General features: G+C 61.8%; 18 protein-coding genes. 10 read left to right on the forward strand and 8 right to left on the reverse strand.

Going from position 1 to position 22,825, the window contains the following annotated elements; all coding sequences use genetic code 11:
• Positions 1-4: 4 nt before the first annotated feature.
• The 3 genes from AB8A33_RS28295 to AB8A33_RS28305 form a co-directional block, all read right to left on the reverse strand.
• A complete protein-coding gene (locus AB8A33_RS28295) occupies positions 5-1,312 on the reverse strand; it encodes an HlyD family type I secretion periplasmic adaptor subunit (protein WP_439095777.1) in 1,308 nt (435 codons plus the stop codon).
• Positions 1,309-3,066, reverse strand: coding sequence for a type I secretion system permease/ATPase (locus tag AB8A33_RS28300; RefSeq protein ID WP_439096091.1), 1,758 nt, complete (start codon positions 3,064-3,066; stop codon positions 1,309-1,311). The genes AB8A33_RS28295 and AB8A33_RS28300 overlap by 4 nt, the downstream gene beginning before the upstream one ends.
• Positions 3,067-3,203: 137 nt before the next feature.
• Complete coding sequence (locus AB8A33_RS28305; RefSeq protein ID WP_439095778.1) at positions 3,204-7,634, reverse strand: cadherin-like domain-containing protein; 4,431 nt, start codon at positions 7,632-7,634, stop codon at positions 3,204-3,206.
• 556 nt (positions 7,635-8,190) lie between these two features.
• Here AB8A33_RS28305 and AB8A33_RS28310 point away from each other — a divergent pair.
• On the forward strand, positions 8,191-8,991 hold the full coding sequence (locus AB8A33_RS28310) for a transglutaminase-like cysteine peptidase (protein ID WP_439096092.1): 801 nt from the start codon (positions 8,191-8,193) through the stop codon (positions 8,989-8,991).
• A 45-nt stretch (positions 8,992-9,036) separates the two neighbouring features.
• On the opposite strand, the gene AB8A33_RS28315 is transcribed toward AB8A33_RS28310, so the two are convergent.
• Entirely contained in the window at positions 9,037-10,725 is a 1,689-nt protein-coding gene (locus tag AB8A33_RS28315) for a methyl-accepting chemotaxis protein (RefSeq protein WP_439095779.1), read from the reverse strand.
• Between the two features lie 245 nt (positions 10,726-10,970).
• Between AB8A33_RS28315 and AB8A33_RS28320 the strand changes: the two genes are divergently transcribed.
• Together AB8A33_RS28320 and AB8A33_RS28325 are read left to right on the forward strand one after the other, a co-directional pair.
• A complete protein-coding gene (locus tag AB8A33_RS28320; RefSeq protein WP_439095780.1) occupies positions 10,971-11,813 on the forward strand; it encodes an SDR family NAD(P)-dependent oxidoreductase in 843 nt (280 codons plus the stop codon).
• Between the two features lie 18 nt (positions 11,814-11,831).
• Positions 11,832-12,344 (forward strand): cupin domain-containing protein, encoded by a 513-nt coding sequence (locus AB8A33_RS28325; RefSeq protein WP_439095781.1) that lies wholly within the window; start codon positions 11,832-11,834, stop codon positions 12,342-12,344.
• On the opposite strand, the gene AB8A33_RS28330 is transcribed toward AB8A33_RS28325, so the two are convergent.
• Positions 12,325-12,636: a hypothetical protein gene (locus tag AB8A33_RS28330; RefSeq protein WP_439095782.1), complete on the reverse strand. Its 312-nt coding sequence runs from the start codon at positions 12,634-12,636 to the stop codon at positions 12,325-12,327. The two genes, AB8A33_RS28325 and AB8A33_RS28330, sit on opposite strands and share 20 nt — an antisense overlap.
• A 112-nt stretch (positions 12,637-12,748) precedes the next feature.
• On the opposite strand from AB8A33_RS28330, the gene AB8A33_RS28335 reads away from it, so the two are divergent.
• A complete protein-coding gene (locus AB8A33_RS28335; RefSeq protein WP_439095783.1) occupies positions 12,749-13,552 on the forward strand; it encodes a DUF4886 domain-containing protein in 804 nt (267 codons plus the stop codon).
• Positions 13,553-13,656: 104 nt separating this feature from the next.
• On the opposite strand, the gene AB8A33_RS28340 is transcribed toward AB8A33_RS28335, so the two are convergent.
• Both AB8A33_RS28340 and AB8A33_RS28345 read right to left on the reverse strand, forming a co-directional pair.
• On the reverse strand, positions 13,657-14,883 hold the full coding sequence (locus AB8A33_RS28340; protein ID WP_439095784.1) for an LLM class flavin-dependent oxidoreductase: 1,227 nt from the start codon (positions 14,881-14,883) through the stop codon (positions 13,657-13,659).
• Positions 14,871-15,026, reverse strand: a complete 156-nt coding sequence (locus AB8A33_RS28345; RefSeq protein ID WP_439095785.1) for a hypothetical protein — start codon at positions 15,024-15,026, stop codon at positions 14,871-14,873. Before AB8A33_RS28345 ends, AB8A33_RS28340 begins: the two co-directional genes overlap by 13 nt.
• A 46-nt stretch (positions 15,027-15,072) precedes the next feature.
• Here AB8A33_RS28345 and htpX point away from each other — a divergent pair, with 46 nt between their 5' ends.
• The 4 genes from htpX to AB8A33_RS28365 all read left to right on the forward strand — a co-directional run bounded on the left by htpX (position 15,073) and on the right by AB8A33_RS28365 (position 18,702).
• On the forward strand, positions 15,073-16,005 hold the full coding sequence (htpX, locus tag AB8A33_RS28350) for a zinc metalloprotease HtpX (protein WP_439095786.1): 933 nt from the start codon (positions 15,073-15,075) through the stop codon (positions 16,003-16,005).
• Positions 16,006-16,163: 158 nt separating this feature from the next.
• Positions 16,164-17,243 (forward strand): DUF4892 domain-containing protein, encoded by a 1,080-nt coding sequence (locus AB8A33_RS28355; RefSeq protein WP_439095787.1) that lies wholly within the window; start codon positions 16,164-16,166, stop codon positions 17,241-17,243.
• Between the two features lie 186 nt (positions 17,244-17,429).
• Positions 17,430-17,852, forward strand: a complete 423-nt coding sequence (locus AB8A33_RS28360; protein WP_439095788.1) for a hypothetical protein — start codon at positions 17,430-17,432, stop codon at positions 17,850-17,852.
• 112 nt (positions 17,853-17,964) lie between these two features.
• Positions 17,965-18,702 (forward strand): cupin domain-containing protein, encoded by a 738-nt coding sequence (locus AB8A33_RS28365; protein WP_439095789.1) that lies wholly within the window; start codon positions 17,965-17,967, stop codon positions 18,700-18,702.
• Positions 18,703-18,778: 76 nt separating this feature from the next.
• On the opposite strand, the gene sthA is transcribed toward AB8A33_RS28365, so the two are convergent.
• Complete coding sequence (sthA, locus tag AB8A33_RS28370; protein ID WP_315844270.1) at positions 18,779-20,173, reverse strand: Si-specific NAD(P)(+) transhydrogenase; 1,395 nt, start codon at positions 20,171-20,173, stop codon at positions 18,779-18,781.
• Between the two features lie 279 nt (positions 20,174-20,452).
• On the opposite strand from sthA, the gene AB8A33_RS28375 reads away from it, so the two are divergent.
• Complete coding sequence (locus AB8A33_RS28375; protein WP_439095790.1) at positions 20,453-21,862, forward strand: MFS transporter; 1,410 nt, start codon at positions 20,453-20,455, stop codon at positions 21,860-21,862.
• 144 nt (positions 21,863-22,006) lie between these two features.
• Entirely contained in the window at positions 22,007-22,825 is an 819-nt protein-coding gene (locus tag AB8A33_RS28380; RefSeq protein ID WP_439095791.1) for a chromate resistance protein ChrB domain-containing protein, read from the forward strand.

A 22,825-nucleotide genomic window follows, 5' to 3' on the forward strand; every position in this document is an offset into this window, starting at 1 on the left:
CGGGTCATTTCTCGCGGAAGGCGCGCATCAATTGATCGCTCAGCGGCTTGGCGAGATAGGACAGCATAGTGCGGTCGCCGGTCTGCACGAAGGCTTCGACGGGCATGCCGGGGATCAGGCGTACGTCGCCGAGCTTGGCGACTTCGGAAGCCGGCATCGAAATCCGGATCGTGTAATAGCTCTGCCCGGTGCGCTGATCCGTCGTCGTATCCGGCGAGACGCGGCTGACGGCGCCGTTGAGCTCGGGCGTGGTGCGCTGGTTAAAGGCGGAGAGCCGCAGCAGCGTCTTCTGGCCGATCTGCAGCTTGTCGATATCCTGCGGATTGACGCGGGCTTCCACCGACAGATTGTCGGTCTGCGGCACAATCAGCATGATCGCGTCGCCGGCGGTGATGACGCCGCCGATCGTGTGCACGGTGGATTGCAGCACCATGCCGTCCTGCGGCGCGCGGATGTCGATGCGGCGCAGCTGGTCCTCGGCAGTGACCTTGCGTTCGACGAACTCGCCGATCTTGTCATTGGTCTCCCGCAGATCCTTGGAGACCTCGCTGACGAGGTCCTTGTCGATCTGGAAAATCTGCAGCTCGATCTCGGTGATCTTGCCCTTGGCCTGGGCGCGGGCGGCGACGAACTGCGCGCGTTCGCCGGCAAGGCGGGCGGCATCGCGCTCCAGCACGGTCAGGCGCGATATCTGGACCAGCTGCTGGTCGAACAGGCCGCGGACGCCGACCAGCTCCTTCTCGACCAGGGCGATCTCGCGGGTCTTGGCTGTTTCCTGCGCCGTCAGACCGGCGATCTCCTCGTTGAGCTGCGCGATGCGTTCGCGAAGCTGCTGCTTCTGGCCGACGCGACCGGTCGAGCGCACATTGAACAGCTTCGTTTCGCTGGCGATGACGTTCTTCACGTCGTCATCTGCGATCTGCTCGATGAGCTGCGGTGGAAACGTAATACGATCGACGCCGCGCTGCTCGGCTTCCAGCCGCGCCGCGCGGGCCCACAACCCGTTGAGGTTCTTGGTGACGATAGCAAGGCCGGCTTTGGTGACGGTATCATCCAGGCGCACGACGACATCGCCGGCCTTCACCAGGTCGCCGTCGCGGGCGCGCACTTCGCCGACGACGCCGCCGGTCGGGTGCTGCACCTTCTTGACGTTGGAATCGACCACCACGGAGCCTGGCGCAATCAGAGCGCCCGAGATCTGCGCGGTCGATGCCCAGCCGCCCAAACCTCCGGCGAGCACGAGAACGACCGCAAGCCCGATCATCAGATGGAGGCGAATGGAACGGCGCGAACCTGTCAGCGGCGCACTCATGGCTTGGCAACTCCGCCGTCGGCAACGATCTTGATCGGCTGCGGTGCCGGGCGCTGCAGCACCTGGCCGAGTACGGTCTCCTTCGGCCCGAAGGCCTGCATGCGGCCGTCCTTCAGCACCAGCAGCATATCGACCCCTTCGATGCCGATCGGCCGGTGTGCGACCACGATGACGATGGCACCGCGCGTGCGGGCCGCGCGCACGGCCTTGGTCAGCGCTTCGTCGCCCTCGGTATCGAGATTGGAATTGGGTTCGTCCAGAACGATCAGGAACGGATCACCATACAGTGCCCGCGCCAGCGCAATGCGCTGCGCCTGGCCGGCTGACAGAACACCGCCGTGATCGCCGACCTGCGTATCGTAGCCTTCGCGCATGCCGACGATGAGGTCGTGTACGCCGGCCTGCCTTGCCGCGGCGATGATGTCGTCATCCTTCGCGTCGGGATCGAAGCGGCAGATATTATCGGCAATGGAGCCCGCAAACAGTTCGACATCTTGTGGCAGGTAACCGATATGGCGGCCGAGATCGTCGGGCGCCCATTGGTCGAGCGCTGCGGCGTCGAGCCGGACATGACCGCGCACCGGCTTCCAGACGCCGACCAGTGCACGCAGCAGCGATGACTTGCCGGAGCCAGACGGTCCGATGATGCCGAGGCCGTTGCCAGCTTCCAGTGCAAAATTGATATCGCTGACCGTGATCTTCTGCTCGCCCGGCGGTGCGATGCTGAGGCCTTCGATACTCAGTTTCTGCGACGGGTTCTGTAGCTGGGTGACAGCTGCCTGATCCGGCAAGGCGTAGAGCAGCCCGTTGAGCCGATGCCAGCTCTGCCGGGCGGTGACAAAACCCTTCCAGTGCGCAATGGCCAGATCGACCGGCGCAAGCGCGCGGGCGCTGAGGATTGAGCCGGCGATGATGATGCCGGCGGTGGCTTCCTGATTGATCACGAGATAGGCGCCAACGCCGAGCACTGCAGACTGCAGGATCATGCGCATCACCTTGGCGATGGCGCCGAGGCCGCCGGCCACATCGCTGGTGCGCTGGTTGCCGGCCAGATAGGTCTCGTTGGCCTCGCGCCAGCGCTGCGTCAGACGCCCGGCCATGCCCATTGCGACGACGACTTCGGCATTGCGCCGGCTGGCGGAGGCAATCCCGCTGCGACGTGCCGCAAGACTATTGGCCTCGCGCGCAGGTGTGCGGGTCATGATTTCCGTGAGGATCGTCAGGCCCACCAGCAGAACCGCACCGACCAGCGCGGTGACGCCGATCATCGGATGGAAGGCAAAGCAGATCGCCAGATAGAGCGGCAGCCATGGCAGGTCGAACAATGCGCTCGGTCCCATGCCGGAGAGGAACGAGCGAACGTTATCGAGGTCGCGCAGCGGCTGCAGGCCTTCGTTGTGTCCGCCGGATAGCAGCGGCAGTCGCACCACGGTCTGGAATACCCGGGAGCTCAGCGCCTCGTCGAGCGAACTGCCGATCCGCACCAGGATGCGCCCGCGCAGCAGGTCGAGTATGCCCTGAGCCACATAGAGGCCGCCGGCCAGGATGATGAGACCGACGAGGGTCGGCACGCTGCGGCTCGGCAGCACGCGGTCATAGACCTCGAGCATGAAGAACGAGCCGGTCAGATACAGGATATTGATCATGCAGCTCATCAGCCCGACGCCGAGAAAGGCGCCGCGGCAGGCCCGCAAGGCATCGCCGAGCTCGGTCCGCGCCGGCAGGCTGGAGGTTCGTGACAGGCCACGCTGCATCGTCAAACCTTTGCGGATCATGCGGACGGTCGCTCGTCAGGCATCAAACGCCCCCCAAGCCCCGATCTGGCAGCCATTATGCCATCAGTCAGGCGACTTGTGCAGGTGCTGTCCACGGGACGGTTAACGGTGCCGCGTTACGCCACGTTGGAATAGGGGTGGACGATGAAGTCGCTGGCGTGCAGCTGGGACATGTGCACGTTATTGAGTTGCAGCGTGTCACCGCCATCGAGATGGATCAGGGTATTGTTTCCCTTTTGCTCGATTCCGCCGGACAGCTCCCAAAGGGTCAGCTTCAGATCGCCGAAGGGGCCTGAAAGATTGGGCACACCACGAATGTGGTCGAGCACGATCTTGTCGATGCCGACTTCGAAGTCCGTGACGATATCCTTATCGACCGATCCGCTATGCGACCCGAAGACGAATTGATCCGAGCCATGGCCACCCGTCAGTGTGTCTTTATTGATCGTTGCGAAGATGACGTCATTTCCGGCCGTGCCGTTCAGTGACACCTGCGTATTAGACTGGAGAGGCGCTGTATTGAAGATGAAATTGACATGCTCGCTGGCGCCGAACCCGTCAGTGATGGTGACAGCAACGGTCGCTTGAGGCGTTTCCGAACTGGTTGGTTTGAAGGTGAAACCATCTTCGAGATAATGATCAATAGACGAGAGTGATCCTGACTTCACCACCGTGCCGTTGATGTCCAGTTTATAGTTCTCACCGCTGGACCAATCTTTGTCCCACGCCGATACGTCGGAAAGCTTGAAAGATCCGTCGTCGCGCTTGGAAAGTTCAGCCGATGACGTGTCGAATTCCGGTGCATCGTTCTTCCAGGTCATCTCGGTGCCACCGTGATGGTCCGAATCGATGTCGAGATGTTTGAGCACACCTGGATCGGTCAGCGTGAAATAATCGTTTCTGCCCCAGCCATAATGCACATCGACGACGCCGTTGTGCTGGTCGAACCAGAGCTGCCAGGGCGAGATGCCCTGCAATTCGATCGAGTCGCCGTAGGACAGACCGGAAACAGTCCCGACGAAGTGAGATCCGCGATCAAGAATCAGTTCGTCGCTGCTGATGCCGGAGAAGGTCACATTGGCATCCGACCAGCCGCCGAATTCGAGATTGCCGCCGCTGATTTTCGCGGTGCCGTGACCGGTGACATTGCCGCCGATCTCGAACAGGCCCGCATAGGCTTCGATAGTCCCGTAATTGACCAGGTCGCCTTTGATTTCGAGACCGCCGGTGGCCATCGACGCGATGACACCGAAATTGATCAGGCTGCCCTTGCCGGTGTCGATGATCAGTGCGTGCGAGTGGTCGGATGCGATGATCTTGCCGTCGCATTCATTGACGATGCTGAGCTTGCCGTCACCGAGCTTGCCATAGCCGTTGATCGTATTGTCGGCATTGATGAGTTTCGAGTTGAGCGAGTCGCCGGTGATCCGGTCGGCGCTTCCGTCGAGCGTCACAGTGCCTTCGCCATCGAGCGTCACCGTGCCGTGGATCAGCAGGGTCGCGCCGGCCGTGTGATCATCGACCAGCAGCGTGCCGGTGTTTTGCACGATACCATTGACTTCGAGCGTCGTGCCCGGTGCGAGCTGGATATCGCCGTCGTTCACCAGTGTGCCGGTGACGTTCAGCGTTCCGGTGCCGGTCAAATCGAGCTCGGCCTGGGCTCCGATGTGAAGCCCGGCAATTTCCATCGGGCCATTGAGATTAAAGGTGACCGCCGGCGGAGCAACCGTATTGATATAGACGATCTCGTCTGCCGTCGGGACGATTCCGAGTGACCAGTTGCCCGGTGTGTTCCAGTTATTGTCGTGGGCAGCACCGGTCCAGATGTTTGAAGCGCCGAGGCCGATGATCACATCGGTTGGACCACTGGCAACCAGCTCGGCGGTTCCACCGCCGTCGGTGTAGCTGGCGATAACATAGACGGTCACGCCGACATCTGCGGCAGTGAGGACGTAGCTGCTACCCGTGGCCTGCGAAATCGCGACAGGTCCATTGGAGCCGGGGCTCGAGCGATACCATTGGTAGTGAAACGTCCCCAGTCCATCGACATCGGCCACGCTGCCGGTCTGGGCGGTGATCGTCGCGCCTTCCTGGAACGTTCCGGAGATCGTGACCTTGCCGCTGGGCAAATCATTGACCGGCGTGACGGCAAGCGCCGCATGGCCACCAGCCGACGTCACGCCGTCGGAGATACGATACGTAAACGACACGGGTCCGTTGAAATTGGCCGCAGGCGTGAAGGTCCAGGTGCCGTTTTGGTTGTGAGTGAGCGTTCCGCAGCCGTTCGCAACTTCAAGAGAAGTCACGTGCAGCGTCTGGCCGTCGGCATCCGTGGCATTTGCCAGCAGTTGTGCCTCTGTGATGGTCAGGCTGCCGTCTTCGTGGATAGCTGCGAGCGTCACATCGCTCCCGACAACCGGCGCGTGGTTTTGACCGGGCGCGACAGTGCCGTCATAGGGGGCGCTGAGATTGTTGTGGCTGCCCCCATCGTCGACCTGCACCGTAAAGGTGGGCTGACTCGTGCTGCCGTCACTGACGAAACGGACATGATGTTGGGCGAGTTGTGCGCTCGTGAACGTGTAGGAGGTCTCGGACGAGCCCGTCTCGTTGGCAACACTCAGGAGCTGAAACACGGAATTCGTCGCCGGCACCCACTCGGAGCCGTTCCACACCTCGAATGTGCCGCCGGTGACGTTGCTCACCGTGAAAGTGAAGTTGGTCGTTCCGTCGGGATCGCTGACCGCGAAGCTTGTGTCGCTCAGCACCGTAACGCCGCCAAGGACGACTTCGATCGACGTGCCGGTGATCACCGGCGCGTCGTTGACGCCCGTGATCGTGATCGTCTCGGTCTGCGCCACGGTCGCGCCATGGGCGTCGATGATATTATAGGTGACCTTGAGGGTCGCGGTCTCGCCTTCGTCGAGATAGGCAAATGCGTTCGGAGTGATTTCCAGCTTGGTGCCGTTGAGTGTCACGCCGGTATGCGTGTTGGTCGGCGCGCCATTGTTCAGTGAGAACTTCACACTACTCACGGTCAAGGTCGCGGTTTCGCCGAGATCGGCATCGGACGCGCCGGCGAGCAAATCGAAGGTCTGGGTGGCATTGCTCTGCGTTGCGGCGCCTGTCAGCGCAGATGCAACGACAGGCGCATCATTCGTGCCGTCGACAGTGAAGGTCAGAGTCTCGTGGGTCGTGTCCGGTCCCGACTGGCTGTTGAAGCCGATGGTGTAGACGGCCTTCTGTCCTGCGGCGAGGAACTTGAACCCTGCCGGATCGTAACTGACATGACCGGTTTGCGGATCGACGGTGATCAGTGACTTGAGGTCGAGCGACGTGGGCGTGCCGCTTGGGCCGCTCGCCGAAATGATATGCGCCGTGCCCGGCACATAGGGTGTCGCAACGTCGCCGCTATCCGGATCGGTGATCTGGACCTGATCCTTGATCTCGAAGCTGGTCTTGTCGACCGGCAGCATCACGACAACCGGCGCAACGGTGATGGTCGGCGCCGTGTTGAAGCGCGTAATCGTAACGTTGATCGGCGGCGTAGTCGGGGTGTCGCCCGGCAGGTTGATCGGAACCTTGAAGGGCTGGCCCGGCAACGTATCTGGCAGCGGGATGAATTTCAGCGGATCCGGGCTGGTGCCGGAATTGGGATCGGCCGGCGATGATCCACCCCCGGATCCGTTGCTGCGCGGATTCGCATTCGGAACGTAGTTCGGAAAATAGGTCTGCAGCGTCTGCTCAATGATCGCCCGTGCGATCGGCGTCAGCGGATCGGCGATGCCTGTGGCCGTATCGCCATTACCGAGTACGCTGGTGACCTGACCGGCTGCATTCACGGTGCCGATGATCTGGCCGCTCGTCTTGTTATACAGCACATAAGAACCGGTCACGCCGTTGGGCTCGACCAGAACCTGGAATTTCACCGGCGGCGCACTGCCTTGTCCCGGAACCTCGAAACCGATTTCGACCAGCACCGCGGTGCCGCGGATGCCCATGGTGGCAACCGGCGTATCGACGCGCATATTGCCATGCTTGGCAGTTTCGCCGGCAACGAAGGTGATCGTGCCCTGCACAAGGCTGAGCAGAGATGAATTCGACGATCCGTTGGGATCGTAGACCATCTCGTTCAGCACCATGCGTGCGTTGGCCGAGAGGCCAAACACGGTGCCATCGATGAAAGTCAGGGTCAGCGATGAATCGCCGCCGGCCTGGACAACGTCGCCTTTCTGCACCTGATCGCCGACATTGAGCGTCACAGAGACGCCATTGCGGATCGCAGTCGCGCTGCCGGCTAGCTTGCTAACAGTACCAATGACTTGCGCGGCAGCATTGGCGCCGCCGCCGAGCTGCGCGACCTGCACTTCACCGACAAGGGCAGTGACGAGATCGCCGGACAGCTGCGCGCCATCGGGCGACGACAGAGCTGCGCGCAGCGAACCCTTGAAATAGTCGGAGACGACGTGTTCGTGCCCGTCCTTGGACAGGACGAGATCGACGCCGGAGCGCTTGTAGTCGCCGGAAAACAGCAGGTTGGCATCCTGCACGACAATCGCGGAACCGGCTGGATGAGCGGAAAACGTATGGCCAACACTGCCGCCGCCTGCCGTTGGTTCGGCCGGCGCATCGCCAGATTGCGAAAATTCGAATGGACCCGCGTAGTTCAATTTCTACCGCGCATGGTTATGGTTATTAATTGGCTAATTTGCGAGCCATGCATACCACCGCGGGGTGCAATGCGATAGTGGACGTCTGCGCATCACTTTTTCAAGCTATCGCCAGCTTTGTGAAATGGTCCGAATGCCATTGATCCATATAGTAAATTTCCGTTAACGACGTTCCGCGTTCGGCCTGTGTTCCGATTACGGAACTCGGCACCGCGGGAACAAGGGCGTGAGGTAATATAATCCTCTAATTCAGCCATTTCGATAAAATTGTCGTCAAGCCGGTTAGCCCCCTTTCAGCCTGTCCGCGAACTTCGCCGACCCGGCTAACCCCTTTTAATCCCGTCGAAAATTCCCCGCCTCAAGATGGCCCCACAAATGATCCGGTCACGTGCGAGCAGCCCAGCTTGCCGATGCCCGGACAGACGGGGCGTCTATGATGTGGACTTCTGCTTTTGCGCGGGTGCGCTGCGCGTCTGTGCTGGCCTTGGGGCTGGCGATTTTCGCGGCACCCGCTGATCTCCTGGCCGGAACGGCCTTTCCTGACCAGGCGATCGACGCAGTCGAGCGGCCTGCGGAGCCGTTTGGCCTCGCCACATCGGCGCTGCCGGAGGGTGAGCTCAAAGCCAAGTGGCGTGGGGTGGAACGCGAGCAGGACGACGAGCAGCTTGCCCTTGAGCTTTGTGCCGAGACACCCGTCCGCTGCTCGCCTGAGGCAGCGAAGTTTCTGGATATCGTCGGCGACGCCAGTGCCCGCGATGGTCGCGCCCGTATGGGTGAGGTCAATCGCGCTATCAATCTGGCGGTTCGGCCCGGTGACGATCTTGTGCTCTATGGCGCAACGGATGTCTGGCGTTCGCCGCTGGCACTGTTCGCCACTGGCGCCGGCGATTGCGAGGACTACGCCATCGCCAAGTTCACCGCATTACGTGCCGCCGGCGTTGCGGCCGAGGATTTGCGGGTCGTGATCCTGCGCGACACGCTGCGCCAGGAAGACCACGCCGTTGCTGCCGCCCGTCTCGATGGCCACTGGTTCATGCTCGACAACCGTCGCATGGCGATGGTCGAGGACGTCAACATGAAGAACACCAGGCCGCTCTTCGTGATGGATCACAGCGGCATCCGGCAATATGTCGATGCGCCGCTGCTGGCAGCTACGCAGCGTCCGGTTGCGGATGAAGCAGCTCTGACCACGCTGGCATCCAGCGCCAAAAAGGCATCGGGCCGCCCCGCGCTGTAAGCGGAAACGGCCCGTATTGATCGAAGCGTCAGCCGGTCGCCTGATTTAGGCCGCGCGAACCTTGGTCAGGAAGTCCGTCACCGCCGATTGCAGCATGCTGGCCTGTCCGTCGAGCTCGCGCGCGCCGCTGAGCACCTGGCCGGCCGCCTGTCCCGTGGCGGAGGCTGCCGCGTTGACGCTGCCGATATTGGTAGCGATTTCGCTGGAGCCGGTCGCTGCTGCCTGAATGTTGCGGGCGATTTCGCGGGTCGCGGCGCCTTGTTCCTCGACGGCCGATGAGATCGCCATGGAGATCTCGCTCATCTTCTCGATGGTCGCACTGATATTGCCGATCGCCGAGACGGCATCGCCGGTCGTCGACTGCATGCTGGCAACCTGCGCCGAGATTTCCTCCGTCGCCTTGGCTGTCTGGGTTGCCAGGGCTTTCACTTCCGAGGCGACAACCGCGAAGCCACGTCCCGCTTCGCCCGCACGGGCGGCCTCGATGGTGGCATTGAGCGCCAGGAGGTTGGTCTGTGCTGCGATCGTGTCGATCAACTGCACCACAACGCCGATCTTCTCGGCTGCGCCGGACAGGAGCTGAACCGTTGCGTTGGTCCGGTCTGCCTCGCCGACGGCCTGCCGCGCGATCTCGGTCGATTGCGCAACCTGCCGCGAGATTTCCTCGACGGAAGCGGTCAGTTCTTCCGCGGCGGCGGCAACGGTCTGCACATTGTTCAGCGCCTTCTCGGACGCCATGCTGACGCTGGCCACGCGATCGGTGGTTTCGCTTGCGGTATTGGTCATGGACGATGCGGTGGCCTGCATTCCAGCCGCGGATGTCGCAACCGATTTCACGACGCCATTGACGCTTTGCTCGAAGCCATCGGCAAGGCTGTTCATCGCCGACTTGCGTTCGGCGGCGACGCGCTGCTGGACGGCGACCTCTTCCTGCTCGAGGCCGTGCATGCGGATCGCATTGTCCTTGAATACCTGCACCGTCGTGGCCATTGCACCGATCTCGTCGCGACGGTCGGCGCCGGGAATCTCGGCTTTCAGCTTGCCGTCAGCGAGATCCCGCATGCGGGTGCCGAGCTGGCTCAGTGGCCTCGTGATGCTGCGGGCGATGAACCAGGCGATCAGGCCGGCAACAACAGCGATACCGAGGATCGCTGTTGCCAGTGACCAGATGATCGGCGTCAGCTTCGCATCGAGATCGTCGAGATAGGCGCCGGTACCGACGAACAGATTCCAGTCGGGTACGGCAACCGCATAGGAGAACTTGCGGATCAATTCGGTCGTGCCCGGCTTCATGTATTCGTAATACAGCGTGACATCGCCCTTGGCGGCAACGCCGTCGCGCAATTCGCGGGTCAGCGCACGGCCGTTGGTCGGAACGTCCAGCCGGTTGGTGCCGAACTGTTTCGGATCCGGCGTCACCAGCGCGATGCCGTTCATGTCATAGGAGAAGACGTAGCCGTTGCCCTTGTCATAAGTCATCGTGCGGGCGCGCTTGACGAATTCCTGGATCGCAGCATCCTTCGTCAACTCGCCGGCTGTCACCTGCTTCTGCAGACCGAGCGCCAGATTGCGCGCCGTTTCGACGATGGCGAGAACCTGCTCCATGCGAGAGCTGCGCATCTCGGCGCTGACGAGGCGCGTCGCCTGCACGCCGGCAAGGCAGAGACCGATCAGAGTGACGGTGACGAGAAGCCCAAGCTTGGCGGAAATCGGCAGGTTATTGAGCAGCTTCACGGAAAAGGTCTCCAGCAATCGCGAGCCATGCTTGGATGGCGGTACAATGCTGCACGATACGCAGATGCGCCTTAGAACTTCCTTAATCGTAATTCTCGGGACTCTCCGACGGTTGTGGCTTGGAAAGTTCGCCGCTTCACCTGCAAATTCAGCGGGCTGCGAGGTGCGCTGACTCAAAATACGCCTTGCGCGGGCGCGCTTCAGAGGCGTCAAATACAGACCACAAAAACAAATGGGGAAACGATATGGGGCGTCTCGACAACAAGGTCGCAGTCATCACCGGTGCAACGAGCGGCATCGGATACCGTACGGCGGAAATCTTTATCGCGCAGGGCGCGAAAGTCGTGATTGCCGGGCGTCGTGCGTCGGAAGGCAATGCGCTTGCTTTGAAGCTCGGCACAAATTGCAGTTTCCGTCAGACCGACGTGACCGATGAAGCGCAGATGAGCGCACTGATCGGTCACGCGATCGAGAAATTCGGCCGCATCGATTGCCTGTTCAACAATGCCGGTGGTCCGGCGCAGACCGGCGGTATTGAAGGCCTCGACGTCGATCGTTTCGATGCGGCGATGGCGACATTGGTGCGCAGCGTCATGCTCGGCATGAAGCACGCCGCCCCGCATATGAAGAAGCAGGGCAGTGGCAGCATCATCAATAATGGCAGTATCGCCGGACATCTCGCTGGTTACTCATCCTCGGTGGTCTATGGCGCCGCCAAGGCCGCGGTGATCCACCTCACCAAATGCGTGGCGATGGAGCTCGGTGAGAGCGGTGTGCGCGTCAACAGCATCTCGCCAGGCGCCATTGCGACCGGTATCTTCGGCAAGGCGCTGGGACTATCGGTGGAAGCAGCCGAGCAGACGCCGGCGCTGATGCGCGAGGCGTTCAAGGCTGCGCAACCGATCCCGCGCGCTGGTCTGCCGGACGATATCGCCCATGCCGCAGTGTTTCTGGCGAGCGACGAGTCGTCTTTCGTCAACGGCAACGATCTGGTGGTCGATGGCGGTGTTACGGGCGGTCGCAACTGGAGCCAGCAGCAGCAGGGCTATGTCGCGATGCGTAAGGCGTTCGGCCAGGGCAATGGCTGACTGGCAGGGGAGCGAAGAATGTCCATTACATGCGATGCGATCGCACCGAGGCTGCCTGAAGCCCGCTATGTGTCTGTTGCCGTGGCCGCAGGACTGATGTGTGCTATTGCCCTTGGCAAGGCACTCCCGACGACGATGGACGCCTTGTCGACTGTTCTTGCGCCGCTCTGCGCCGTTAGCAGTAATGGCTCCAGCGCCAATCCCGGCGATGCGGTGGAACTGATCACGTCGCATGCGCTGCCGAATGTGCCGGGCAAGCGCGTGACCATTGTGCGCGTGTCCTATGGACCCGGCGGCTTCAGCGCGCCGCATCGTCATTCCGGCACGGTGACAGCCTACGTCACCAAGGGTGAGATTCGCTCGCAGCTCGGCGGCGGGCCGGTCGAAATCTTCAAGGTTGGGCAGTCATTCTTCGAGCCGCCGGGCTCGACGCATCTCGTCTCGGCCAATGCGAGCAATGCGGAGCCGGCCGAGTTGATCGCAGTGTTTGTGGCCGATGAAGGCGCACAGCTTACGATGCCGCTGGACTAGTTGCAGTGTTCAAAGCTGGCGTCTCTGGCGTGACTCGACCATGACGTTGCAGAAAAGACAAACCTGTGGCCGTCACTTGAACGATGGAGCTATGTCCGGCGATGTGCATGCGCGTGGCAAAACCACGGTCGATGCAGTCTTCCCACACCGTCAGTCGTGGGCACGACGTCCGCCATGCATCGAGCACGTCGGCATAGGATCTGGGTTCACGCGCGATCCATTCCAGGAGATCAAGGATCAGGGGATCGAGGTCATGGGAATCGAGCTCATGTGGATCAAGTTCATAGGGCATGGCGTTGTCTGCCTCCCGCGGTCGAGGCCGGCGCAATCCGCACCGCCCTGTGCTATCGATACGCACATAATAGGAACCGGGAGACATTCCATTGTCCAGAACTTTGCGAGTCATGCTCGTTGCTGTGGCCACCTTTGCAGCCGCAGCCAGTGCGCCCGATGCGGCGCAAGCGCAGACCAAACCCAAGGTCACGTCGCTGGGGCCCGATTTTCCGAAGACCGAGATATTCATCGGCAACAGTTTCTTCTATTTCAACAACAGCATGCACAGCCACGTGCTGGCGATGGTGCGTGCTGCCGATCCCGCCAACAGGACGAGCTATCAGGCGACCTCGGTGACCATCGGTGGCTCCGGCTTCGAGTGGCATGATGTCGAGAGTTACTTTCGACCCAATGCCATCGCGTCCTATTCCTTCGACGACAATAACAACATCATCTTCAACAAGCGCGAGCGGTTGTTCGATGCTGCAATCATGATGGATTGCAGCCAGTGCCCGATCCATCCCAAGCTGAAGTCGGTCTTTACTGAATATGCGAAGAAGGATGCCGACATCGTCCGCGCCCATGGCGCGAAGCCGATCTTCTTCATGTCCTGGGCCTATGAAGACAAGCCGGAGATGACGGCGGAGCTGGCCGAAGCCTATACGGTCGCCGGCAATGCCAATGATGCGCTAGTCATCCCGGCGGGCCTTGCTTTCGCGAAGGTGCGGGCAAAGCAGCCGGAGCTCAATCTGTATCAGCCTGATAGGCGCCATCCGAGCATGGCGGGCACATACCTTGCGTCCTGCGTGGTCTTCACCGCGCTGACGGGCCGCTCGCCGGTGGGCAATCCGTATCTCGCGGGTCTCGATGAAGCGACTGCGAAGATGCTGCAGACGGCGGCGTGGGAAACGGTGCAGGATTATTACGGGAAGTGAGCGCCACATTCTCCGTCATGGCCGGGCTTGTCCCGGCCATGACGTCTTGCCGTTAGTTTAAGGCGTGGATACGCGGGACAAGCCCGCGCATGACGGAATTCTAACTACCCCTTCTTCTGCAGATCCGGTGCATTCACCAGCGGAATCGCCACCCGCCCTGGTCCGGTGAGCGGTAGCGCCGCGGCCGCTTTCTCGTTGGCCATGATCTTGGCCATCACGGCCTGTCCGGCGCGCTCGAACACCTCGCGGTTCTCGATGACGAATTGCTGCGACTTGCGCAGTGATGCGATGTAGCCGTTGATCTCCGGCACCACGTAGCGCGCCACCATGTCCCAGCTGCGCCTCGTGTTTTCCGGATTGGCCCAGTCATGCACGAAGCCGATGATGGTGCCGACCCCGCCCGAGACCTGCATCAGGTTCTTGATGGTCTTGATGAGGTCATCCGGCGTGCCAATGGTCGAGGCCGCATTCTCACCGCCTGCGGTCTTCTCGACCGCATCTTCCGGTGAGCTGAAGGGCTGCAGGCCCGGCCGCTGCAGCGTGCCGACATTATATTCGTTGTGCCAGCGCATCAGGCCGGGGCCGGCCTCGCGCGCTGCCTGTTCGCGCGTCTCGGCGATATGCCAGGACAGCAGCACACGCCAGTTGGCGCGATCCACCGTGGTGCCGTGCTTCTTCGCTGCGTCCTCCGCAAAGCCCCACTGCGTCGGCAGCGCCATCAAGCCCTGTGTCGACATCGAGCCGAGCGAGATGATGCCGATGCCGTATTTCCCGGCCAGCGTCATACCCGAGGGCGAGATCTGCGACGCCACCACGAAGGGCATCTCCTCCTGCAGCGGCAGGATCTGCAGCGCGGCATCGTTCATGGTGAACCAGTCGCTTTTTGCGGTGACGCGTTCACCGTTGAACAGCCGGCGGATGATGGCGATGGCTTCGTCCTGGCGATCGCGCTGGGTCATCGGATCTATGCCGAGCGTATGCGCGTCGGAGGCGAGCGCGCCCGGCCCGGAGCCGAAGATCGCGCGGCCGCCGGTCATGTGATCCAGCTGCACCATGCGCTGGGCGACGTTGTAGGGATGGTGATAGGGCAGCGAGATCACCCCGGTCCCCAGGCGAATGCGCTTGGTGCGTTCGCCGGCCGCGGCGAGGAACATCTCCGGTGAGGCGATCATCTCCCAGCCCGACGAATGATGCTCGCCGCACCAGAATTCATCGTAGCCAAGCGAATCCAGCTGCTCGACGAGATCGAGGTCCCGCCGGAACTGCAGCATCGGATGTTCGCCGATCGGATGATGCGGTGCGAGAAAGGCGCCGAACTTCACGCGAGCCATAGTGTTTCCTCTTTGTAATGTTCTTTAATGTTTTCGTTGCGCAGCCTATGGCCGGATGTCGCGGCATTCAATGCAATCCGCTGCATGGCCGCGACGCGCTGCCGCACGATGCCGCCTTGCGGAACGATCGGGCCGATCACCATTTGATGGCTGCACCGCAGCGTTTCCCGCAGGCGGGCAGGAGGACAAATGAGCTACTTCAAGACCGCGATTCTGCTGGCTGGCATGACCGCTTTGTTCATGGGCGTCGGCTATCTCATGGGCGGCGCGTCGGGTGCGATGATCGCGCTGGTGGTCGCCGCCGGCATGAACATGTTCGCCTACTGGAATTCGGACCGCGCGGTGCTCTCGATGCACGGCGCCCAGCCGGTTGATATCAGCAACGCGCCGGACCTGTATCGCATGGTCGGCGAGCTCGCCCACAATGCCGGCCTGCCGATGCCCAAGATCTACATCATGGACAATCCGCAGCCGAACGCATTCGCCACCGGCCGGAATCCGGAGAACGCCGCTGTCGCCGTGACCACCGGCCTGATGCAGCAGCTCACGCGCGAGGAACTCGCCGGCGTGGTGGCGCATGAGCTTGCGCATATCAAGCATCACGATACGTTGCTGATGACCATCACTGCCACCATCGCCGGTGCGATCTCGATGATCGCGCAGTTCGGCATGTTCTTCGGCGGCAACCGCAACAATAATGGCCCGGGCATGATCGGCCAGATCGCGCTGATGATCATGGCGCCACTTGCCGCCATGCTGGTGCAGATGGCGATCAGCCGGACGCGTGAATATGCGGCCGACGAGATGGGCGCGCGTATTTGCGGCCAGCCGATGTGGCTCGCTTCGGCACTGGCGAAGATCGACAACGCCGCGCATCAGATTCCGAACGAGGATGCCGAGCGCGCACCGGCGACCGCGCATATGTTCATCATCAACCCGTTGTCGGGTCGTGCCATGGATAATCTGTTCACCACGCATCCTGCCACGCAGAATCGAATCGCAGCGCTGCAGCAGCTTGCGGGACAGATGGGTGTTCAGTCGCGTGCGCCTGAGCGTCCAGCACCCACGGCAACGGGCCCGTGGAACGGTGGCGGTCAGACGCGCCGCGGTCCGTGGGGCTAACAACCCGCTTTGACTTAACGAGTTTGGTCGCCGCGCAGCGCCGTCTGGTTCAATGAAGGTCGGACATGGCTGCGCGGCTATTCGCTGCGCTTTAGTCCGCTTGTTTCCATAACCTAAATCGTCATCGTGTGCGCTCCTGAAACGGGGACGCATGACTCATGCTCGGACGCATTCTGACGGTTGGCTTGTTTGTTTTGTTCGGTGCATGCGCGGCAACGGCCGATGCGACGATTCCCAACAAGGATATTCCCGGTGCCCGGGATAATGCGCTGCTGAAACGCTATGACGGCTCCTTCATCATCAGCTACGAGCGCCTTGCCTTCACCGACTTCACCATCCCGCTGTCGAAGCTCGAAAAGACCGGTGATAGCGATCGCGATCGGATGAACAATCAGGTCTACAAGCCGAACAAGGTGCTTGAAGTGGAAGGCGCACGCACGCGCATCAGCTATCTGCTGCCGGTCAATCGGTCGCCGCTCGAAGTGCTGCGGAACTATCAGGATGTGGTGAAGGCAGCCGGCGGCGAAGTGCTCTATAGCTGCAAGACCGATGACTGCGGCGGCGATCCAACGCGCTCGGCTGCGGGCGGCGGCGGCGATATGAGCCTGCTGATGTATTTCGTCACTGAGGCGCAGTTGAAAGACGGCGATTTTTCCAACGGCAAATGCGCCATGGCGTCCCATCTCGATGATCAGCGCTTCTTCGCCGCCAAGATCCCGCAAGCTGGCGGCGATGCCTATGTGACCGTGCAGACTTACCTCGTGAAGGACGACCTCTACTGCAAGGCCTTCAACGAGCGCACTGTCGCCGTCGTGCATATCGTCGAGCCGAAGCCGCGCGAGCAGAAGATGGTGGTGGTGAAAGCCGACGAGATGGCGAAGACCATCGGCTCCACCGGCCGCGTTGCGCTCTACGGGATATTCTTCGACACCGGTAAGGCCGACCTGAAGCCGGAATCGTCGCCGACCCTGCAGGAGATTGCGGGTCTGCTGTCGTCGGATCCGAAGCTCGCCGTGCTGATCGTCGGTCACACCGACAATCAGGGCGCCTATGACTACAACCTCGATCTCTCGCGTCGTCGTGCAGAATCGGTCGTCACCGCGCTGACCACGAGCTTCCGCGCCGATGGCAAGCGCTTGCGCGCGGCCGGTGTCGGCATGCTCGCACCCGCAGCATCGAATGACCAGGATGATGGCCGCGCCAAGAACCGGCGTGTGGAAGTCGTTAAGCTGAACTGATCGCAACGGATGTTGGGGAGGGTGGGCTCGCGGGTGTCAGGTCCTTCGGATAAGCGCTGTTCTGTTGGGGAAGAGATATCTCTGCGGATTCGACCAAAGCCCAATAGTGTCGAAGAGGCCCACGGGGATATTGGTATCGGAAGTTGATGGAAAGGTTGTTGCCCGGACAGATAGAAGGGTAATTACATGACGCCCGATGCCGTCGCTTTGGCCTCTATGGTCCTTCTGATTTTCTCGATGGGCTTCTTTCTGCTGTCGTCACCGGCCTTTCTGCTGGTGAGGCTGGATATCCCGGAAGTGACTCAGTTACTGCGGGGCCTGTTCCGCTCCTATTTCCTGATGGTCGCTATCGCCGGTGTCATCGCCACAATGGCCTTTGCACTGGCGGGTCGACTGGTTTTCACCATCGGCATCGGCTTGATCGCGGCTTTTGCGATCTGGGCGCGGGGCTGGTTCTTGCGCAGGATGGATAGTCAGATGAGCGCACGAGACGCCGGTGATGCCGAGGCCGTGCGTCGGCTGCGACGGATGCATTGGGGTGGCATGCTGTCGAATGCGCTCCAGCTTGCCGTGGTCCTGGGGAGCATCCCCTATGTCATGTCAACTTGATCAGGTTTGCGAAAAGACGCGGTGAGCGTGCTTGCGGGTAGGCCGTGTCCTCTGGCTGTTCGACGAGTGTTGGAGTGTAACGCGTTGATGAGCGTTGCGATGGAGGATGCAGATGAGCAAATTCTCTTGGCGCTGGTTATCCCGACACAAGTCCAAATCCGCGGATGCCGGCGCGCGTTCTTGTGAACGATTTGAAGACGGAGATCGGCGTCAGTTGCTCCAGGCGCTGTCGGCCATTGCCGCCGGCAGCGCTTTGGCCGCGATACCGCAAAGCTCGGACGCGAAAGATTCCAGCGACCTGCCACCTCCCAAGCGGGTACTCACCGGCCGCGATGAAGCAGGCAAATCGGTGTTCAAGTCCTTCGATGTCACGTCCAAGGTCGTGGAGATCGATGCCAGTCCCGGCCTGACATTCTACGAACTCTACATGACCGAGGGCGTGCCGCGACTCACAGGCCAGGAGGTCGACCCGATGCTGAAAGGGACGAAAGCGTTTCCCGGCCCGGGCGGGACGATGTTTCGGCTGATCTCCTATCCGCCCAGACGCCCCGAAGGCTGGAAGCCGCCGCCCGGCGTCACGATGGAGAGCGGGCTGCGCGAGTTGTCGGAGAAGGTCCCTGGCATGGGTGACCATTTCGAGCGCGGCGCGCCAGGCATGCACACATCGGATACCATCGATTACGGCGTCGTGGTTCGCGGCGAGATGACGCTGGAATTGGACGATGGACAGAAAGTCCATTTACGTCAGGGCGATTGCGTCGTGCAGAACGGGACACGCCATCGCTGGCGTAACCCGTTGCCGGAGCCCTGTCTCATGGCCTTCATTTCGATCGGCGGCAAGCGCGGCTAGGACCTGGGCATGCCACGCGTGACGTCAGGCCATGAATCCATGTGGCCATAATCTATCTGACCATGGCGCTTCTGCGCTACCGCGCCGTCATTCTGTTCCACGCATCCAGCCCGGCGATCTTGTACGCCTCCGCCAGCGTCGGATAGTTGAATGTGTTCTGGATGAAGTAGTCGATCGTGCCTTTGAGATTGAGCACGGCCTGGCCGATATGGATCAGCTCGGTCGCGCCTTCGCCAAGGATATGCACGCCGAGCAGGCGGCGAGTCTTGGTCGAGAAGATCATCTTCATCATGCCGCTATCCAGGCCCATGATATGGCCGCGCGAGGTCTCGCGAAACCGCGCGACGCCCACCTCATAGGGGATGCCCTTCTGGCGGACTTCCTCTTCGGTGAGGCCGGTCGTGGAAATCTCCGGCACCGAATAGATGCCGTAGGGAAAGAACTCCGGCGGCGCCAGCGGATCCATCCCGAGGGCGTGACAGGCGGCGACGCGGCCCTGCTCCATGGATGTGGAGGCCAGCGAGGGAAAGCCGATGACATCGCCAGCGGCATAGATATGCGGCACGCTGGTTTGCAGCGTGACGGGATCGACAGTGATGCGGCCGCGGTGATCGACCGCGATACCGGCGGCTTCGAGATTGAGCCGGTCGGTGGCGCCGACGCGGCCGGCGGCGAACAGCAGCATTTCCGAGGTCACGTTGCGGCCGTCTGCGAGTTTGGTCACGATGTGCCCGCTCGGTGCGTGCTCAATCGCATTGACCTTGGAGCCGAGCCGCAGCGCGACATTGCGATCGCGCAGCTCATGCATGAATTCGTCGATCAGCTCCTTGTCGATGAAATCGAGAAAGGTCGGCCGCGGCTCGATAAGCGTCACGGCGACATCGAGCGCGCTGAAGATGGTGGCGTATTCGACGCCGATCACGCCTGCGCCGATCACCGCGAGGCTGCGCGGCAGTTTCGGCAGGTCGATGATCTCGTCGCTGTCGAATACTGTCTTGTTGTCGAACGGCACGTAATCGGGCCGGAATGGCCGCGTGCCGCAGGCAATCAGGATATGGCCGGCGGTGACATTCTTGATCTCGTTCTTCTCGTTGGCGATCTCGATCTGGTGCGGTCCGGTGAAACGCGCTTCGCCGAGCGCCGTCTTCACGGCATTGCGGCTGAACTGATGCTCCAGCACCTCGACTTCGTGGTCGAGCGTCTTCTGCAGCCGCATGATCAGGTCGCGGGCGTCGATGTCCTGTTTCACCCGATAGGAACGGCCGTAGAAGCCGCGCTCGCGCCAGCCGGACAGGTTGAGCACGGTCTCGCGCAGGGTCTTCGATGGAATGGTGCCGGTATGGACCGAGACGCCGCCGACCCGCCGGCCCTTCTCCACCACCAGTACGGACTTGCCGAGCTTGGCGAATTGGACGGCAGCACGCCGGCCAGAGGGGCCGGAGCCGATCACGATCATGTCGTAGTCATACATTGAAGAGGCCTCGAAACCGGAAGGGCCGGCATATGCAATCGCTTCGCCATGCAGCAATCGGGCCACAGGCAGTATCTTCCTGCACGAGGAATGCAAATTCGGTGTGACTTGGATGGGGAGATCGACCTGCGAGGCCGGGCCTGCGGTCAGCGCGCCGACCAATCCCGACGGGAGAGCTCAATTGAATAAAGCTACCTCCGAGGTAATCGACGCGATGACTGGAAGCTGGGATCAAAGCGGACGGCTGCTTCAGGCCGAACCGTTGAGCGAGGCGCTACCATGCACCAGATCGTCGCCAATCCTGTCGACTCCGCGCGCCGCTGGTGGGTGCTGGCGATCGTCGTTGCGGCGCAGTTCATGTTTGGGGTCGATGCCTTCATCGTCAATGTCGCGATCCCAACCATCGCGGTCGAGCTTCGTGCCAGCGCGGCGCAGATCGAGGCCGTGATTGCGGTCTATCTGATCGGATATGCGACGCTGGTGATCACCGGCGGCCGGCTCGGTGACATCTACGGCACCAGGAACACCTTTCTCGCCGGCGTGCTCGGCTTCACCCTGACGTCGCTGTGGTGCGGGCTCGCCCAATCCGGACCGGAGCTGATTCTGGCACGGCTGGCCCAGGGCGCCACTGCGGCGCTGATGGTGCCGCAGGTGCTGGCCACCATCCATATGCTGTTTGTGGATGAAACCCGCGCCCGCGCTTTCGCCGTCTACGGCATCGTGCTCGGTCTTGCCGGCGCTGCGGGCTTTCTGCTCGGTGGCCTGCTGGTGACGATGGACCTTGCAGGCCTCGGCTGGCGTGCGGTGTTCTTCGTCAATGTACCGGTGGGACTTGTCATCATCGCGGCGGCGTGGCGGCTGATGCCATCCGTTCCTCGCCGTCCAGGCACACGGCTGGATATACCGGGTGCGCTGGTGCTGTTCGTCGGACTGCTCGGTCTGATCGGCCCGCTGCTGTTCGGGCACGAATTGCACTGGGCGCCGTCGGTGTGGCTGGCGATGGCTGCGGGTGCGGCAGTGATCGCCGGCTTCGTCAGGCTCGAGCGCCGCGTCGCGTTGCGCGGTGGCATGCCGCTGATCGATCTGGCGTTGCTGGCGGATGCTGCTTTCATGCGCGGGCTGTGCGCGGTGTTCTTTTTCTTCTTCGCCAATCTGTCATTTTACTTGGTGATGACGTTGTTCATGCAGAACACGCTGCACATTCCGCCGCTGCGGGCCGGTCTCATTTTCATACCGCTGGCGCTGGCCTTCATCGTCGCATCGCGTCACAGCGGCATGCGGTCGCGCCATCGTGGCACGCTGGTGCTGATCGAGGGCTGCGTGGTGCAGATCATCGGTCTCGCCGCGCTGGCTGTAACGGTGCTGGCCGTGAACGCGTCGTCTGCGTCGCTGCTAGCGGTACCGCTTGCCGTATTCGGTTACGGCCAGGGTCTGGTCATGGCGCCGCTGTCCAGTGCCGTACTGTCGACCGTGCGGACGTCGAGCGCGGGAGCCGGCTCGGGCATGTACGGCACCACGACGCAAATCGCCAACGCAGCCGGCGTTGCTGCGATCGGCGCGGTCTATTTCGCGGTGCAATCCGCCGCATCTGCAGTCATCGCGCTGCTCGCAAGCTTCGCATTGTGCGTGTTGTCGGTCGCCGCCTGTGCGGGCTTTCTGCTCTGGATGCGCCGCGCGGGCAACGCGTAGAATTCCAGCACGGCGTTTGACCGCCCAGCACGCGCCTTGACAGGTCAATCGCGATGGCTTGATACTGGGGTATGGGGACAAAGCGATCTCCCCACGAGGCGACATGCCCAAGTATCGCGTCCCGCATTCCTGCAAGGACGCGCCATGTCATCGATCAACAGCATTTCCGTTGAAAAACTCGTTCGCCTGATCGGGACGCCGAAATGTCCCGCGCTCGTCGATGTCCGCACCGACGAGGATTTCGCTCGGTCGCCGTTTCTCCTGCCAGGTTCGGTCCGGCGGCCATTCGGCGACGTGAATGGTTGGGCCGCAGCGCTGCGCGGTCGGTCCGCCATGGTGATCTGCCAGAAAGGTCTCAAGCTCAGTCACGGCGTTGCCGCGCTGCTGCGCGATGCCAGTATCCCGGCAGAGGTTCTGGAAGGTGGATATGTCGAATGGGAGAATGCAGGCCTGCCGCGCGTTCCCGCCGGCAAGTTGCCGCCGCAAAACTCGCAGGGCCGCACCCTGTGGGTGACGCGCGAACGCCCGAAGATTGACCGCATTGCCTGTCCCTGGCTGATCCGGCGTTTCATCGATCCGGCGGCGCTGTTTATGTTCGTTGCGCCGTCGGAAGTGTCGGCCGTCGGCGAGAAATTTGATGCTGCACCCTTCGATATCGAAGGCGTGTTCTGGAGCCATCGCGGCGAGCTCTGTACCTTCGATGTGATGATCGAGGAATTCGGCCTCGCCACGCCGCCGTTGCTGCGGCTGGCTACCATTGTCCGCGCGGCGGATACGGCACGGCTCGATCTCGCCCCGGAAGCGCCAGGCCTGCTGGCGGCGTCACTCGGCCTGTCGCGAATGTATGCCGACGATCTCGAGCAGCTTGAGGCTGGACTGAATCTGTACGATGCGTTCTATCGCTGGTGCCGAGATGCCAGCACCGAAACCCACAACTGGCCGACAGCAAAGACGAAAGCTTGA

The sequence above is a fragment of the Tardiphaga sp. 813_E8_N1_3 genome, assembly GCF_051811025.1.
Lineage (GTDB): Bacteria > Pseudomonadota > Alphaproteobacteria > Rhizobiales > Xanthobacteraceae > Tardiphaga.